Genomic DNA, 17,849 nt, shown 5'->3' on the forward strand with positions numbered 1-17,849 from the left:
CGGTGACGACGCAGCACGGGGCCGACATCCTCGCCGGCCCGGCCGCGCGGCGCATTACTTCCGGTAGATGCGCTTGCGGGTCTGCTCGAGGCGCTGCAGGATCGCATCGAGCTGCGTCGGGTCGGACAGGAACTGCTGCATCGCCTTCATCCCCTCGTCCGCCATTTCCTTCGTCATGTCGCGATCGTAGAACTGCGCGATGCCGCCCGGCGTCGTCGCGAGCGTATGGAATCCGATCTTCGAGATCGGGTCCTGCGGCTCCGGCGCCTTGTTGTTCGACGGCAGTTGCCCCATCCCCTTCGCGAACTCGCCGCTGACCGCCGGCTGCCCCATGAACGCGAGGAAGCGTCGCGCATCGGCCTTGTTGTGCGCTTTCGCCGGCACGATCAGCACGTTGACCGGGCCGTCCTCGGCAAGCGGCACCGACGCGTCGATCACCGGAAAGCGGAAGAAGCTGATCGGGTTGCGCGTCGCGCTCAGCAGTCCTGCCGAATACCAGGTGCCCATCAGCGTCATCGCGGCCTGACCGTTGACGATCAGCGGGCTCAGCGAATCGACGTCGTAGGACAATGCGTTGTCGATGAAATACTTGTCGTCGATCAGCTTCTTCCATGCTGCGTACACGGCCCGCACGCGCGGATCGGTATAGGCGACGTCGCCGGCCATCAGCTTCTGGTGGAACGCATAGCCGTTGATCCGCAGGTCGAGGTAGTCGAACCACGCGGCGAGCGTCCATGCATCGCGCGCGGCCACCGCGATCGGCGCGATGCCGGCCGCCTTCAGCTTGCGGCACGCGTCGAGAAACTGCGGCCAGTCGGCCGGCTCGCCGTGAATGCCGGCCTTCTCGAACAGGTCCTTGCGATAGAACAGCCCGTACGCGTCATAGCCGAGCGGCAAACTGTAGAGCTTGCCGCCGTAGGTCGACGACTGCTTGACGGACGCATACGTGTCGTTCCAGCCGTTCTTCTGCCAGTCCGCGCTCAGATCCTCGATCAGCCCACGCTTCGCGAAATACGCGAGCCGCTCGCCGTTGTTCCAGCTCAGCACGTCCGGCGGATCGGTCGCGAGCCAGCCGGACATCTGCACCTTGTACGCCTCCTCGCCGACGTAGCTGACCTTCAGGTCGATATCCGGATTCGCCTTGTGGAACTGGTCGAACGCGGCCTGCCACGTCGCGCGCTGGTTGCCGCGCGCGGCAACGTTCACTTTCAGCGTGCCCGCGTCGGCCGCGCCCGCGGCGCACGCCGCGGCAGTCGTCAGGGCAAGCAGCAGTCGGCTCGCACGAAGTCTCATCGTTGTCTCCTGATATTGGTGTGTTGAATGCCGCGTCGCACGCGGCCGGTCGGCATGGCGCCGCTACGCGAACGCCGCTTCGGCGTGAAGGGCCGGCAACGCGATGCCGGCTTCGTCGAACAGATGGCAACTCGACGGCGGCACGAGAAACGCATGCCGTTCGCCGCGCCGCAACGCGGCCTGCCCCGGCAATTTCGCGAGTAGCGGCACACCGTCGGGCTGGTCGAGATGCACGTATGCGGCTTCGCCGAGCTGCTCGACGAGCGCGATGTCGCGCACGATCGACGGCAAGCCGGCATCGGCGGACGCGGCGAGCATCAGGTGCTCGGGACGAATCCCGAGCGTCACGCGCGCACCGCGGCCGACGTGGCGCGGCAACGCGCGATCGCGCAGCGTCAGCGTTTCGCCGGTGCCTTCCAGCGTCAGCCGGCAGCCGTGCACCTCGCCCGCCTCGACGACGGCCGGCAGGAAATTCATCCGCGGCGAGCCGATGAAGCCCGCGACGAAGCGGTTGGCCGGCCGGTGATACAGCTCGAGCGGCGCACCGGCCTGCGCGATGCTGCCGAAGCGCGCGACGTCGTCGCCCGCATGCAGCAGCACGATCCGGTCGGCCAGCGTCATCGCCTCGATCTGGTCGTGCGTGACGTAGACCGAACTCGATTGCGTGAAGCGCGCGTGCAGCCGCGCGATTTCGACCCGCGTCTGGCCGCGCAGCGTCGCGTCGAGATTCGACAGCGGCTCGTCGAACAGAAACACGCGCGGTTCGCGCACGATCGCACGGCCGATCGCGACGCGCTGCCGCTGCCCGCCGGACAACGCCTTCGGCTTGCGATCGAGCAGCGCTTCGAGCTGCAGTACACGCGCGGCCTCGGTCACGCGGCGGCGGATCTCGTCCTTCGGCGTGCCGGCGATCCGCAACCCGAAACCGATGTTGTCGAACACGGTCATGTGCGGAAACAGCGCATAGCTCTGGAACACCATCGCGACGCCGCGCTCCGCGGGCGGCGTGTCGTTCATCCGTGCGCCGCCGATCCGCAGCTCGCCCTCGGTCACGTCCTCGAGCCCGGCGATCATCCGCAACAGCGTGGATTTTCCGCAGCCCGACGGACCGAGAAACACGCAGAATTCGTGCGACGCGATCTCGAGGTTCACGTCGCGCAGCACCGGCGCATGGTCGCCGTAGCGCTTCGAGACGTCCTTCATTGAAATGGCGGTCATCGCGCTCTCCTGTCGTCCGTCACACGCATCGGATCGGAAAATTTAAACGCTTAAATTTTGATGGCGCGATTCGCCCGCTTCGCCGTACCATGTCGTCTCCTTCCTCTGATGTGTCGAGAAATTAGCGTATTGGCTGTCCCCGTGCAACTTGTGGGACGCACTCCCAGAATATGAGCAGACACTCTCCCGCTTCACTTCCGCTGCATCACGCCAGCCGGCCGATCGGAGGCCGCGTATGGTGACGCTCGCGCAAGTCGCGCAGCGCGCGAACGTCACGGCGGCGACCGTCTCGAACGTGCTGCGCAATCCGCAGAAGGTGAAGCCGGCGACCGTCGAACGCGTGATGGCGGCGATCCGCGAACTCGGCTACCGGCCGAACCTGACCGCGCGCGCGCTCGCCGAGGGCCGCACGTCGACGCTCGCGCTGATGCTGTCGAACATCACGAACCCGTTCTATCCGGAATTCGTGCTGGCAGCCGAGCGCGAGGCGCGCAAGCGCGGCCATTACCTGCTCGTGTCCAATACCGACGACGATCCGGCGATCACCCGCAACTACCTCGAGCGGATCGCGGGGACGCTCGCGGCCGGTGCGATCGTGATGAACACCGATCTCGCCGAAGCGGAACTCGCCGACATCGCGCGTCACGGCGCATCGATCGTGCTGTGCATGTGGGAACACGTGCATGCGTCGCGTACGCTGCCGTGCGTGACCGTCGATTTCGCGGCGGCGGGCGCGCTGGCGGCCGCGCATTTGTCCGGGCTGCGACATCGCGCGTTCGGCGCGCTCGTCGGCAAGGGGTCGGGCGGTCCGCAGTCGGTGCGGCTGCGCGGTTTCGCCGACGAACTCGCGGCGCGCGGCCACCCCGCGAATGCGCTGACGACCGTATCGGCGCACGACTCGATCGAAGGCGGCTACGAAGCGGCCGCCGCGTTGCTGCGGCAGCAGCCTGGCCTCACCGCGCTGTTCGCGACCAACGACCTGATGGCGATCGGCGCGATGCAGGCCGCCGCCGATCTCGGCCTGCGCGTGCCGGCCGATCTGTCGGTCGTCGGCATGACCGATATCCAGCTCGCCCACCAGTTCCGTCCCGCGCTGACCACGGTGCGGTTCCCGACCGCGCAGATCGCCGCGCGGGCGATCGCGCTGACGCTCGACATGATCGACGGAATCGAGCCGGCCGTGGCCGTGCATACGATCGGCGCGCCCGAGCTCGTCGTGCGCGAATCGACCGGGACGGCGCCGGACTGACGGTTCGATACGCACGCGCTTGTGCATGCGGCGTGCGGCGTATGCGTCGGGAATGAACGACGTGGCGTCGGTCGCATCACGAAACTTCTGTAATGCGAATCTGAAAACCCACCATCATCGAACCATCGACAAACGATCGGCCGCTCACGACGACTTCATCGCAAGCGGCCGCCGCCCTCCCTTTAGAACTTCCACAGCAGATTGCCGTACAGCGCGTGATCGCTGATGTTGCCGCCGAGCTGGCCGCTATACGACAGGCCGATCGACAGGTTCTTCGTCACGGCCGCATCGACACCGACCTCGAGCACGGCCGCATCGCGCGCGATCGGCACGCCGACCACGCTGAACGGTGCGCCGCCGCTCGCGAACGACAGCGTCGAACCCGGCTGCGTGTTGCCGAACGCATGCCGCCAGCCAATCGTGCCGAAGGTCGTGATCTTGCCCTTCGTCGTGACCGCGACGTCCGTCGACGCCCGCACGCCGAGCGTCGAGAAGCCGAGGCCGGTCGTGTCGGAATCGCCCTGCAGCGCCGCCGCGCCGCCGTTCTCCTTGAAGCCGCCGGCGTGCAGGCTCGCATACGCGAGCCCGACGAACGGTTCGAGCGCGACGTTGCGAATCGCCGTCGAGTAGCCGATCTCGGTGAACACCTGCGTCGCGCTCGCGTCGTAGCTCGCGGTATCGTGATCGGCGAAGCTGCCGAACGACGGATTGCGCGCGCTATGCACGCGGTACCACGACTGCGACACGCCGCCGCGCACGTTCCACGCGTCGTATCGGCCGCTGGCGTACAGCGCGATCGTCCCGCCGTTGACCTTCGCCGACTCGTTCTGGTCGGTATTGAGCTGGCTGCGCGACGCGCCGCCCGCGATACCGACGCGCCAGTGGCTGCTGACTTCCGCATCCGTACCGACGATGAAGCCGTACAGGTTGCGATCGATCGAAGCGACGCCGTCGCCGTCGAACCGGCTATGCGAGCCGTACAGCCGGCCCCACACCGCGGGCTTGTACGACTTGGCCGGCGTGCAGCCGTTCTCCGCGGCCATGCGCCGGTCGAGCGCCGCCGCGTGATCGTCCGCCGACACCGGCGCCTCGCATCCGCAGAGCGCCCCGCCCGGCTGCGAACCGAGCCGTGCACGATCGAGCACCGCGTCGCGCACGTAGCGGCTATCCGACAGCAGCACGCTTCGCGTACTCGGATACAGATCGCCGGCCAGTTGCGTGAACGCGCGGTTCGCGGTCGGCGCATCCGACGTCAGCACCGTATCGAACAGCGGGTTGCCGGCGCCGAGCGTGCCGACCGCGCCCGCCACCGCTTGCCCGTCGGGCGTCGTCGCGACCGACGAGAACGGCGTGCCGTTCGGCGCCAGCGACATCAGCACCTGCGCCGGGTTGTACGTGAGCGTCGGCGTGAGGAACGCATACGTCGAGTTCACCGCGCTGAACTGCCCTTGCACGCCCGCGCCGGCATTCACGATGGTGTAGAGCTTGCCCGGCTGGTATTGCCCGGTCGCCGCGACGACCTGTACCGACCCACCGTTGAGCGTGGCGGAGCCGGTCACGTCGAGGCCGCCGCTCTGTTGCGGCGTGGCGCCGACCTGCAGCGTCGAGCCGGGCTGGAAGGTCGCGTTGCCCGCGACCTTCAGCGGCTGCCCGAGCTGGAGGACCGATGCGGTGCCGCCGCCCGATACGACCAGGCCGCCGATCGTGCCCGTCCCGGTGACGGTCGCGCCGTTGCCGACCGTCACCGGCGAGTTGGCCAGCGAACCGGTGACGGCGAGCGTGCCGCCCGTCACGGCGGTCGGCCCCGACAGCGTGTTCGTGCCGCTCAGCACCTGCGCGCCCGTGCCGGCCAGCGTCAGCGGGCCGGTACCCGACAGCGTGCCGGCGAACGTGCTGGTGCCGGCGGTGTTGACCGTCAGCGGTGTGCTGCCGAGATTCACGTTCGAGCCGGTCGTACCCGACAACGTGCCGATCGCCTGCGGCGCGGCCGCAGCCGCCAGGTTCAGCGTCGCACCGCTGCCCGCGAGAATCACCGGGCTCGTCGGCGCGAGACTGCCTGCGCCGGCGAGCGCGAGCGCGCTGCCGCTGCCGATCGTCGTGCCGCCGGTGTACGTGTTCGCGCCGGTCAGCGTCTGCGTGCCGCCGCCCTGCACTGCGAAGCCGCCGGTGCCCGCGATCGTGCCGCCGAAGGTGCCACCCGTCGGACCCGCCACGGTCAGCGTATTGCCGCCGAGATTCACGGTCGAACCTGCCGCGCCCGACAGCGCGCTCGTCGTCTGCGGCGTCGTGGCCGCGCCGACGTCGAGCGTCGCGCCGTTGCCGGCCAGCGTCAGCGCGCTGCCGGCCGACAGGCTGCCGCTGCCGCCGACCGCGAGCGTGCTGCCGTTGCCGATCGTCGTGCCGCCCGTGTACGCGTTCGCGCCGCTGAGGGTCGTCGTCGACGGGCCGCTCACCGCCAGGTTGCCGCCGCCCGAAATCGGCCCGCTCAGGCCGAGGCTGTTCGCGCCGCCCACCGTCAGCGTCGAACCCGTGCCGAGATTCACGGCATTGGCGAGCGTCGTGCCGGGCACGCTGGTCCCGAGCGTGCCGCCGTTGCCGCCCACAGTCAGCGTGCCGCTGCCAAGTGCGGTCGACGTTCCGGCCACCAGCGTGCCGCCGCCCGTGACGCTGGTGCCGCCGGTGTAGGTGTTGGCGCCGGAAAGCGTCGTCGTCGCGGGGCCGCCGAGCGCGAGCGTGCCGCTGCCCGAGATCGGGCCGCTCAGGCCGAGGCTATGGGTGCCGCCCACCGTCAGCGTCGACCCCGTCCCGAGGTTCACCGCATTGGTCAGCGTCGTGCCCGGCGTGCCGGCGGCCAGCGTGCCGCCCGCGCCGCCGGTGTTCAGCGCGCCCGTGCCGAGCGCCGTGTTGCTGCCCGCGATCAGCGTGCCGCCACCCGTCAGGTTCGTGCCGCCCGTGTAGGTGTTGGCGCCCGTGAGCGTTTCGCTGCCCGTGCCCGCCAGCGTGAGGCTGCCGCCCGCGCCGGCGATCGTGCCGCCGAACGTGCCGCTGCCCGCCCCGCCGAGCGTCAGGTTGTTGCCGCCGAGGTTCACCGTCGAACCCGCGACGCCCGACAGCGCGGTCGTCGTTTGCGGCGTGGTCGCACCGCTGACGTCGAACGTTGCGCCCGCACCGGTCAGCGTCAGCGGGCTGCTGCCGGACAGACTGCCGCCCGCGCCGATCGCGAGCGTGCCGCTGTTGATCGTCGTCGCACCCGTGTACGTGTTGGTGCCCGTCAGCGTTTGCGTGCCGCTGCCCGACAGCGTCAAACCGCCCGTGCCGGCCACGGTGCCGCCATACGTTCCGTTACCGGAACCGGCCAGCGTCAGCGTGTTGCTGCCCAGATTCACGGTCGAGCCCGACACACCCGACAGCGCACCCGTCGTCTGCGGCGTCGTCGCGGCACTCAGGTCCAGCGTGGCCCCCGCGCCCGCGAGATCGAGCGCGCTGCCCGCCGACAGGCTGCCGCCCGCGCCGACGGCCAGCGTGCTGCCGTTGCCGATCGTCGTGTTGCCGGTGTACGTGCCGGCGCCGGTGAGCGTCGTCGTCGACGGGCCGTTCACCGCGAGATTGCCGCTGCCCGAGATCGCGCCGCCAAGGCCCAGATTGTTCGCACCGCCGACCGTCAGCGTCGAACCCGCGCCGAGATCGATCGCGTTGGTCAGCGTCGTGCCAGCCACGCTCGTGCCCAGCGAGCCGCCCGCGCCACTCGTCGTCACCGCACCGGTGCCGAGCGCCGAGCCGTTGCCGGCCAGCAGCGTGCCGCCGCCCGTCAGACTCGTGCCGCCCGTGTACGTGTTCGTGCCGGTCAGCGTTTCGGTGCCCGTGCCCGCCAGCGTGAGGCTGCCCGCGCCCGCGATCGTGCCGCCGTACGTGCCGCTGCCGGAACCGCCGAGCGTCAGCGCATTGCCGCCGAGGTTCACGGTCGAACCCGACACGCCCGACAACGCACCCGTCGCCTGCGGCGTCGTGGCCGCGCTCAGATCGAGCGTCGCGCCCGCACCGGCCAGATCGACCGCGCTGCCGCCCGACAGGCTGCCGCCCGCGCCGACCGCCAGCGTGCTGCCGTTGCCGATCGTCGTGTTGCCGGTGTACGCGTTGGCGCCAGTAAGCGTCGTCGTCGACGGACCATTCACCGCGAGGTTGCCGCTGCCGGAAATCGCGCCGCCCAGGCCCAGGTCGTTCGCACCGCCAATAGTCAGCGTCGACCCCGCGCCAAGGTTCACCGCGTTGGTCAGCGTCGTGCCGGCCACGCTGGTGCCGAGCGTGCCGCCCACGCCGCTCGTGTTCAGCGTACCCGTGCCGAGCGCCGAGCCGTTGCCCGCGATCAACGTGCCGCCACCGGTCAGGCTCGTGCCGCCCGTGTACGTGTTGGCGCCATTCAACGTTTCGGTGCCCGTGCCGGCCAGCGTCAGGCTGCCGCCTGCGCCGGCGATCGTGCCGTCATACGTGCCGCTGCCCGTGCCGCCGAGCGTCAGGTTGTTGCCGCCGAGATTCACCGTCGAGCCGGCCACGCCCGACAGCGTGCCCGTCGTCTGCGGCGTCGTCGCGCCGCTCAGGTCGAAGGTTGCGCCCGCACCCGTCAGGCTCACGGGTGTCGTTCCCGACAGGCTGCCGCCCGCGCCGATCGCCAGCGTGCCGCTGTTGATCGTGGTGGCGCCCGTGTACGTATTGCTGCCCGTCAACGTCTCCGTGCCGGTGCCCGACATCGTCACGCCGCCCGTGCCGGCGATGTTGCCCGCGTACGTGCCGCTGGCCGACCCGCCGAGCGTCAGGTTGTTGTTGCCCAGGTTCACGGTCGAACCCGCCACGCCCGAGATCGCGCCCGTCGATTGCGGCGACGCGGCGCCGCTCAGGTCGAGCGTCGCGCCGGCCGTCGTCAGGCTGACCGGGCTGCTCGACGACAGGCTGCCGTTGCCGCCGATCGCGAGCGTGCCGCTGTTGATCGTCGTCGCGCCGGTGTACGTGTTGGTGCCGGTCAGCGTTTCGGTGCCGGTGCCCGACAACGTCAGCCCGCCCGTGCCGCCGATCACGCCCGCATAGGTGCCGCTGCCTGCGCCGCCGAGCGTCAGCGTGTTACCGCCCAGGTTGACGTTCGTGCCCGTGCCACCCGACAACGCGCCGGTCGTCTGCGCCGAAGTGGCCGCGCTCAGGTCGAGCGTGGCGCCGGTGCCGGCGAGGTCGATCGCACTGCCAGCCGACAGGCTGCCGCCCGCGCCGACCGCGAGTGTGCTGCCGCCGCCGATCGTCGTGCTGCCGGTGTAGGTGTTCGCGCCCGACAGCGTCGTCGTCGACGGACCATTCACCGCGAGGTTGCCACTGCCGCCGATCGCGCCGCCGAGGCCGAGATCGTTCGCGCCGCCGACCGTCAGCGTCGAGCCGCTGCCGAGATTCACCGCGTTGGCAAGCGTCGTCCCGGGCGTGCTCGCGGCCAGCGTACCGCCTGCGCCGCTCGTGTTGAGCGCCCCCGTGCCGAGCGCGGAACCGCTGCCCGCGATCAGCGTGCCGCCGCCGGCGAGAGTCGTGCCGCCCGTGTACGTGTTGTTGCCGGTCAGCGTTTCGGTGCCGCTGCCCGACAGCGTGAGGCTGCCGCCCGCGCCGGCGATCGTGCCGCCGTACGTGCCGTTGCCCGTGCCGCCGAGCGTCAGGTTGTTGCCGCCGAGGTTCACCGTCGAGCCGGCCACGCCCGACAGCGAGCCCGTCGTCTGCGGCGTGGTCGCGCCGCTCACGTCGAACGTCGCGCCCGCACCGGCCAGGTTCACCGGGCTGCTGCCCGACAGGCTGCCGCCCGCGCCGATCGCGAGCGTGCCGCTGTTGATCGTCGTCGCGCCCGTGTACGTGTTGTTGCCGGTCAGCGTTTCGGTGCCGGTGCCCGACAGCGTCAACCCGCCCGTGCCGCCGACCGTTCCGCCGAACGTACCGTTGCCCGAACCGCCGAGCGTCAGCGTATTGCCGCCGAGATTCACCGCCGAACCCGCTGCGCCGGACAGCGTACCGGTCGTCTGCGGCGACGTGGCCGCGCTCACGTCCAGCGTCGAGCCCGCGCCGGCGAGATCGATCGCGCTGCTCGACGACAGGTTGCCGCCCGCGCCGACCGCGAGCGTGCTGCCGCCGCCGATCGTCGTGTTGCCGGTGTACGTGCCGGCGCCGGTGAGCGTCGTCGTCGACGGACCAGTCACGGCGAGATTGCCGCTGCCGCCGATCGCACCGCCGAGCCCGAGGTTGTTCGCCCCGCCGACCGTCAGCGTCGAGCCCGAACCGAGATTGATCGCATTGGTCAGCGTCGTGCCTGCGACGCTCGTGCCGAGCGTGCCGCCCGCGCCGCTCGTGTTCAGCGCGCCCGTTCCGAGCGCCGAACCGCCGCCCGCGATCAGCGTGCCGCCGCCGGTCAGGTTCGTGCCGCCCGTGTACGTGTTGTTGCCGGTCAGCGTTTCGGTGCCGCTGCCCGACAGCGTGAGGCTGCCGCCCGCGCCGGCGATCGTGCCGCCGTACGTGCCGTTGCCCGTGCCGCCGAGCGTCAGGTTGTTGCCGCCGAGGTTCACGGTCGAACCCGCCACGCCCGACAGCGTGCCCGTCGTCTGCGGCGTGGTCGCGCCGCTCACGTCGAAGGTCGCACCCGCACCGGCCAGGTTCACCGGGCTGCTCGCCGACAGGCTGCCGCCCGCGCCGATCGCCAGCGTGCCGCTGTTGATCGTCGTCGCGCCGGTGTACGTGTTGGTGCCGGTCAGCGTTTCGGTGCCGGCGCCCGACATCGTCAGCCCGCCTGTGCCGCCGATCGTGCCCGCATAGGTGCCGTTGCCGGTGCCGGCCAGCGTCAGCGTGTTGCCGCCGAGGTTCACGTTCGTGCCCGTTACGCCGGACAGCATGCCGCTCGTTTGCGGCGTGGTCGCCGCGCTGATGTCGAGCGTCGCGCCCGTACCGGCGAGATCGAGCGCGCTGCCCGACGACAGGCTGCCGCCCGCACCGACCGCCAGCGTGCTGCCGCCGCCGATCGTCGTGTTGCCGGTATAGGTGTTCACGCCGGTGAGCGTGGTCGTCGACGGGCCGCTGACCGACAGGCCGCCGCTGCCCGAGATCCCGCCGCCCAGCCCGAGATCGTTCGCACCGCCAACGGTCAGCGTCGATCCCGCGCCGAGATTCACCGCATTGCCGAGCGTCGTGCCTGCCGTGTTCGTGCCGAGCGAGCCGCCCGCGCCGGTGACGTTCAGCGCGCCCGTGCCGAGCGCGCTGCCGTTGCCGGCGATGAGCCCGCCGCCGCTCAACGTGGTGCCGCCGTCATAGGTGTTCGTGCCGGTGAGCGTCGTGGTGCCCGCGCCGGTCTGCGCGAGGCCGCCGCTGCCGGAAATCGTGCCGCTCAGCCCGAGATCGTTCGCACCGTTCAGCCCGAGCGTCGCGCCCGCGCCGAGCGTGACCGCGTTGCCGAGCGTCGTGCCGCTCACGCTCGCGTTCAGCGTGCCGTTGCCGGTCACGTTCAATGCGCCGGAACCGAGCGCCGTATTGCTGCCGATGCTCAGTCCGCCGCTGCTCAACGTCGTCCCGCCGCCATAGGTGTTCGCACCGCCGAGCGTGGTCGTGCCCGAGCCGGACTGCACCACGCCCCCTGCGCCGGAAATCATGCCGCTCAAGCCGAAGTCGAACGCGCCGCCGAGATTCAGCGCAGAGCCGGCGCCCAGATCGACGGCATTCGCCAGCAGCAGGTTCGCCGTGCTCGCGTTGAGTGTGCCGCCGCTGCCGGTGACGCTGAGTGCGCCCGTGCCGAGCGCCAGGTTGTCGCCGACCGACAGGCCGCCGGCGCTCAGCGTCGTGCCGCCCGTGTAGGTGTTCGCGCCGGTGAGCGCGGTCGTTCCGCTGCCGGTTTGCGCGAGGCTGCCGCCGCCTGCGATGATGCCGCCGAGGCCCAGATCGTTCGTGCCGCCGAGCGTCAGCGCCGAGCCCGTGCCGAGAGTCACTGCGTTGTTCAGCGTCGTGCCCGCAACGCTCGCGGCCAGCGTGCCGCCCGCGCCGGCGACGTTCAACGCGCCGGTACCGAGCGCCGCTCCGCTGCCGGCGACCAGCGTGCCGCCGCCGGTCAGGTTCGTGCCGCCCGTATACGTGTTGGCCCCGGTCAGCGTTTCGGTGCCCGTGCCCGCCAGCGTCAGGCTGCCGCCCGCGCCCGCGAGCGTGCCGCCGAACGTGCCGCTGCCGGCGCCGCCGAGCGTCAGGCCGTTGCCGCCGAGATTCACCGTCGAACCGGCCACGCCCGACAGCGCGCCGATCGTCTGCGGCAGCGCTGCACCGCTCAGGTCGAACGTTGCACCGGCTCCGCCCAGATTCACTGCGCCGCCCGCCGCGAGGCTGCCGCCCGCGCCGATCGCCAGCGTGCCGCCGTTGATCGTCGTGCCGCCCGTGTAAGTGTTCGCGCCGGTCAGCGTCTCCGTGCCGGTGCCGGACAGCGTCAGCCCGCCCGCACCGCCGATCGTGCCGCCGAACGTGCCGTTACCGGCGCCGCCGAGCGTCAGCGTATTGCCGCCGAGGTTCACCGCCGCGCCGGCCGTGCCGACCAGCCCGCCCGTCGTCTGCGGCGACGTGGCCGCGCTCAGGTCGAGCGTCGCCCCCGCGCCGGCCAGATCGAACAGGCTGGCGCCCGACAGGCTGCCGCCCGCACCGACCGCCAGCGTGCTGCCGTTGCCGATCGTCGTGTTGCCGGTGTACGTGCCGGCGCCGGTCAGCGTCGTGATCGACGGGCCGTTCACCGACAGATTGCCGCCGCCCGAGATCGCGCCGCCGAGGCCCAGATTGTTCGCACCGCCAACCGTCAGCGTCGCGCCCGCGCCCAGATTCACCGCATTGCCGAGCACGGTGCCGCCCGCGCTCGTGCCGAGCGTGCCGCCCGCGCCCGTCACGTTCAGCGCGCCGGTGCCGAGTGCGCTGCCGTTGCCCGCGATGAGCCCGCCGCCGCTCAGCGTCGTGCCGCCCGTGAAGGTGTTCGCACCAAGCAGCGTCGTCGTGCCGGTGCCGGTTTGCGCAAGACTGCCGGCGCCCGACAGCACGCCGCCGAGGCTCAGGTCGGCCGCGCCGTTCAGCCCCAGCGCCGCGCCAGCGCCGAGGTTCACCGCATTGCCCAGCACGGTGCCGGCGACGTTCGTCGCGAGCGTCCCGCCCGCGCCGCTCACGTTCAGGGCACCGGTGCCGAGCGCGCTGCCGTTGCCGGCGATCAGCCCGCCGGCGCTCAACGTCGTGCCGCCCGTGTACGTGTTCGTGCCGCCGAGCGTCGTCGTGCCCGAGCCGGTTTGCGCAAGGCTGCCGTTGCCGGCGATCGTGCCGCTCAGGCCGAGATCGTTCGCGCCGTTCAGCCCCAGTGTGACGCCGGTACCGAGATTGATCGCGTTGCCGATCGTCACGCCCGGCACGCTCGCGCCGAGCGAAGCCGAACCGTCGACATCGAGTGCGCCGAGGCCGAGCGCCGCGCCGCTGCCGACGAGCAGGCTGCCGCCCGTCAGCGCCGTGCCGCCCGCATACGTGTTGTTGCCGGTGAGCGCCTGCGAGCCGGTGCCGGAAAGCGTCAGCCCGCCCGCCCCGCCGATGTTGCCGGCGAAGACGCCGCTGCCGCTGCCGGCCAGCGTCAGGTTGTTCGCGCCGAGATCGATCGCCGAACCCGCGACGCCCGACAGCGTGCCGATCGACTGCGGCGTGGTCGCGCCGGCGATGCTGAACTGCGCGCTCGCACCGGTCAGGTTCACGGGGCTCGACGCGGCGAGACTGCCACCCGCGCCGATCGCCAGCGTGCCGCCGCCGATCGTGGTGCCACCAGTGAACGTCTCGGCCGCGGTGAGCGTCGTCGTGCCCGGGCCGTTCACGGACAGGCCGCCGGTACCGGAAATGATCCCGCTCAGCCCGAGATCGTTCGCACCGCCAACCGTCAGCGCCGCACCCGCGCCGAGCTGGATCGCGTTGCCGAGCACCGTGCCGCCGACGGTCGTACCGAGCGAGCCGCCCGCGCCCGTCACGTTCAGCGCGCCCGTGCCGAGTGCGCTGCCGTTGCCGGCAAGGATGCCGCCGCCGCTCAGCGTCGTGCCGCCCGTGAACGTGTTCGCGCCGAGCAGCGTCGTGATGCCCGAGCCGATGTGTGCGAGACCGCCGTTACCGGCGATCGTGCCGCTCAGGCCGAGATCGTTCGCGCCGGTCAACGCGAGCGTCGCGCCCGTGCCGAGGTTGACCGCGTTGCCCAATGTGGTGCCGCTCACGCTCGCGCCCAACGCGCCGCCCGTACCCGTGACGTTCAGCGCGCCGGCGCCCAGCGCCGTATTGCTGCCGGCGAGCAGCGTGCCGGCGCTCAGGGTCGTGCCGCCGCCGAAGGTGTTCGCGCCCGACAGCGTCGTCGTGCCCGTGCCGCTCAGCACGAGGCCGCCGGTGCCGCCGATCGCGCCGCTCAGGCCGAGGTCGTTCGCACCGTTCAGCGTCAACGATGCGCCGTTCAGGTTGATGCCGTTCGCAAGCGCCGCGCCGGCCGCCAGATCCGCGCTCAGCGAACCGCCGAGGCCGCTCACGTTCAACGCGCCGCCTACGCCGAGCGCCGTGCCGCCGCCGACGATCAGGCTGCCGCCGCCCGTCAGGCTCGCGCCGCCCGTGAACGTGTTCGCGCCGGACAGCGTCGTCGCGCCGGTACCGCCGAGCGCCAGGCCGCCCGCGCCCGAGATCGCGCCGCTCAGGCCGAGATCGGCTGCGCCGTTCAGGCCGAGCGTCGCGCCCGCGCCGAGGTTGACTGCATTGCCGAGCACGGTGCCGCCGACGTTCGTCGCGAGCGTGCCGCCCGTGCCGACCACGTTCAGTGCGCCCGTGCCCAATGCCGCGCCGTTGCCGGCGATCAATCCGCCGCCGCTCAGCGCCGTGCCGCCGGAAAACGTGTTCGCGCCGAGCAGCGTCGTGGTACCGGCGCCGGTTTGCGCCAGGCTGCCGTTCCCGCCGATCGCGCCGCCCAGGCTCAGATCGGCTGCGCCGTTCAGGCCGAGCGTCGCGCCCGCGCCGAGGTTGACTGCATTGCCGAGCAGCGTGCCGCCGACGCTCGTCGCGAGCGTGCCGCCCGCGCCGGACACGTTCAATGCCCCCGTGCCGAGCGCCGCGCCATTGCCGGCGATCAACCCGCCGCCGCTCAGCGCCGTGCCGCCCGTAAACGTGTTCACGCCGAGCAGCGTCGTCACGCCCGTGCCGCTTTGCGCGAGGCCGCCGTTCCCGCCGATCGCACCGCCGAGGCTCAGATCGGCCGCGCCGTTCAGGCCGAGCGTGGCGCCTGCATCGAGATTGACTGCATTGCCGAGCAGCGTGCCGCCGACATTCGTCGCCAGCGCGCCGCCCGCCCCCGTCACATGCAGCGCGCCGCTGCCGAGCGCCGCGCCATTGCCGGCGATCAGTCCGCCACCGCTCAGCGCCGTGCCGCCCGAAAACGTGTTCACGCCGAGCAGCGTCGTCGTCCCCGTGCCGCTTTGCGCGAGACTGCCGTTGCCGGCGATCGTGCCGCCGAGGCCGAGGCTGGCCGAACCGGTCAGGCCCAGCGTCACGCCGGTATCGATATTCACCGCATTGCCGAGCAACGTGCCGCCGACGCTGGTGCCGAGCGTGCCGCCCGCGCCGCTCACGTTCAGCGCGCCCGTGCCGAGCGCCGTGCCGGTGCCGACGACGAGCCCGCCGCCGCCCGTCAGATTCGTTCCTCCCGTGAACGAATTGGCGCCGTTCAGCGCGAGCGTGCCGGTGCCGCTCGCGTTCAGCGCGCCGCCGCCGGCGATCGTACCCGACAGCGCGAGCCCGGTCGCGCCGTCCACCGTCAAGCCCGCGCCGAGCGTCACGTCGTTGAGGAGGTTGAGGCCGGCCGCGCCGGCCTCCAGCGTGCCGCCGCCGGCGACGATCGTCCCCACGCCCAGCCCCGCGCTATTGTTGATGATCGCGGTGCCGCCGGCCAGCGACGCGTCGGCCGCACTCGACGCGCCGGTAATGTTCCACGTGCCGCCCTGAACCGCGAGATGCGTGAAATTGCCGTACGTATCGATCGCGATGGCGCCGTTCGCGGGGCTCCCGGTCGCGGTATTCAGTTGCAGGTTCAGCGTATTGTTGCCGCCCAGCCCGGCATCGACGCCCAGCCCGACCGACGATCCGGTCAGCGCATTGAACGTGTTCGACGTGCCGGCGGACGCGCCGAGCGACACGTTGCCCGTCACGGTGCCGGCGTTGGTGAACGTGTTGCCGGCGCCCGGCGTCCCGCTGGGCGCGAGCACCACCGAACCGTTGATCGTGCCGCCGCTCGCGTTGGTGAAGTTGGCCTGCGCTCCGCCCGACGTGGTGACGACCTGCGCGGTGGGCCCCGCGCTGAAGCCCGGCAGGCCGGTCGTGCCGATCGTGCCGGCATTCGTGATGTTCGTCGTACCGCCGATGCCGTTGTACACCGTCAACGCCGGGCCGTTGAGCAGCGAGCTCGTCGAGCCCATCATCACGCCCGAGCTGGCGTTCGTGACGTTGACCGTGCTCGCCGACGCGATATTGCCGACCACCGTGCCGTTCGACACGAGGCTCAAGCCGGACAATGCGGGGTCGATTCTGCCGTTGTTGGTCAGCGTGACGCCGCTGCCCGTCAGCGACAGCGCGGTGCCGCCGATCAACGGCACCACGGAGACGGTCGCGCCGGGCTCGACGGTCAGGTTGAGATTGTTCGCGCCGTTCGAATAGGACGTGCTGGCTCCGCTGCAACTGACGGTCGTGGTTCCGGTGCAGGCCGCCAGCGCGTCGACGGGGACGATCCCGGCGCCGACCAGCGCGACCAGCACGCCGGTCGGAACGAGGAGTTTCGGACGTGCTTCCGCGCGCTTTTTGTTCGATCCCATGCGCATACGCATAATCACACCTTCCCATAAGAGAATCGACGACAGCGGGTATTCCGTCCACGCATTCAAAATGCCGGAGGCAAATACCGGAATACGCCATTCGATGTTTTTTGGAAAAACGCCGCCCCGCCATCAGTCCGATGCGGATGGCCGAATTAAAAACAATCAGGAATTAATCAACCAGCATTATTTAATCGGCATCTTTTACTTTTGACCCCTGCCCGGTAATTTTTTCAGTTATTGGAGATTCCTGCTTCACGGAGGTAAAGCACACGCTGGCTCGTGAATCCGCACGCATGGCATCTGTACCTGTACAGATCAAACGACGAACGCGCTGTTCTCCATTTCCATCAACCCCTTCTGTCGTCGTAAACGAACACTGAATAACCGGACGCCGAATCAACCCTATTGCGAATGATTCGCGTACAGGTTTTCTGGCGCCCAATATTCGGTCCATAAGCCTCCCGGTGTGATCTCGAGACAAATATAGACACGACCCGCAAACGTTTTCCACGCGGCAAACATATTTTTGTCAAAACTCAACAATCTTTCTGGAATATTCATCGATTCGTATGATGGATGTGAATTTCACGCTTTAACCGAAGCAGGGAAATTATTAAGAAAGGAAAAAACCAGTTTCAGGGACGCTGATTTATTCGCCAATCTGCTTTAATGAATTCACATCCGCCGCGCAGCGGTTTGGTTTCTCGAACGATAACGAGGTGTCCAAGGGAGAACTTCACGATGGTGACGTTGAACATCAACGACCGGCCGGCCGAGATCGATGCCGATCCGTCGACACCGGTGCTGTGGGTGCTGCGCGACAATCTCGGGCTGACCGGCACCAAGTTCGGATGCGGCACCGGCGACTGCGGCGCCTGCACCGTTCACGTCGACGGCCGCCCCGCTCGAAGCTGCACGCTGGCGCTGTCGGCGGTGGGCAGCGCGCGCATCACGACATCCGAACATCTCGCCGACGATGCGGTCGGCAAGGCGGTCCTCGACGCGTGGATCCGGCACGACGTCGCGCAATGCGGCTACTGCCAGAGCGGCCAGATGATGAGTGCGGCCGGCCTGCTGCGGAGCAACAAGGCGCCGACCGATGCCGACATCGACCGCGCGATGGCCGGCAACCTGTGCCGTTGCGCGACCTACCAGCGCATCCGCGCCGCGATTCACGATGCGGCCGGCGCGCTTGCCTGAGC

5 protein-coding genes are annotated in these 17,849 nt (G+C 70.3%); 2 read left to right on the forward strand and 3 right to left on the reverse strand.

The features are described 5' to 3' along the window. Positions 1–54 precede the first annotated feature (54 nt). Positions 55–1,293 carry an ABC transporter substrate-binding protein gene (locus WS64_RS17305; protein ID WP_060967105.1) on the reverse strand — a complete coding sequence of 413 codons (1,239 nt, stop codon included), beginning with the start codon at positions 1,291–1,293 and terminating at the stop codon, positions 55–57. Between the two features lie 63 nt (positions 1,294–1,356). Further along, positions 1,357–2,511 carry an ABC transporter ATP-binding protein gene (locus WS64_RS17310; RefSeq protein WP_060967106.1) on the reverse strand — a complete coding sequence of 385 codons (1,155 nt, stop codon included), beginning with the start codon at positions 2,509–2,511 and terminating at the stop codon, positions 1,357–1,359. Between the two features lie 235 nt (positions 2,512–2,746). On the opposite strand from WS64_RS17310, the gene WS64_RS17315 reads away from it, so the two are divergent. Beyond that, positions 2,747–3,760: a LacI family DNA-binding transcriptional regulator gene (locus WS64_RS17315; protein ID WP_060967107.1), complete on the forward strand. Its 1,014-nt coding sequence runs from the start codon at positions 2,747–2,749 to the stop codon at positions 3,758–3,760. Between the two features lie 182 nt (positions 3,761–3,942). Here WS64_RS17315 and WS64_RS17320 read toward each other — a convergent pair whose 3' ends face one another. Continuing rightward, positions 3,943–16,656, reverse strand: coding sequence for an autotransporter-associated beta strand repeat-containing protein (locus WS64_RS17320; RefSeq protein ID WP_060967108.1), 12,714 nt, complete (start codon positions 16,654–16,656; stop codon positions 3,943–3,945). A gap of 732 nt (positions 16,657–17,388) precedes the next feature. Here WS64_RS17320 and WS64_RS17325 point away from each other — a divergent pair. Beyond that, positions 17,389–17,847 carry a (2Fe-2S)-binding protein gene (locus WS64_RS17325; protein ID WP_059577675.1) on the forward strand — a complete coding sequence of 153 codons (459 nt, stop codon included), beginning with the start codon at positions 17,389–17,391 and terminating at the stop codon, positions 17,845–17,847. The last annotated feature ends 2 nt before the right edge of the window (positions 17,848–17,849 follow it).

Source organism: Burkholderia anthina, assembly GCF_001547525.1.
Classification (GTDB): Bacteria; Pseudomonadota; Gammaproteobacteria; order Burkholderiales; family Burkholderiaceae; genus Burkholderia; species Burkholderia semiarida.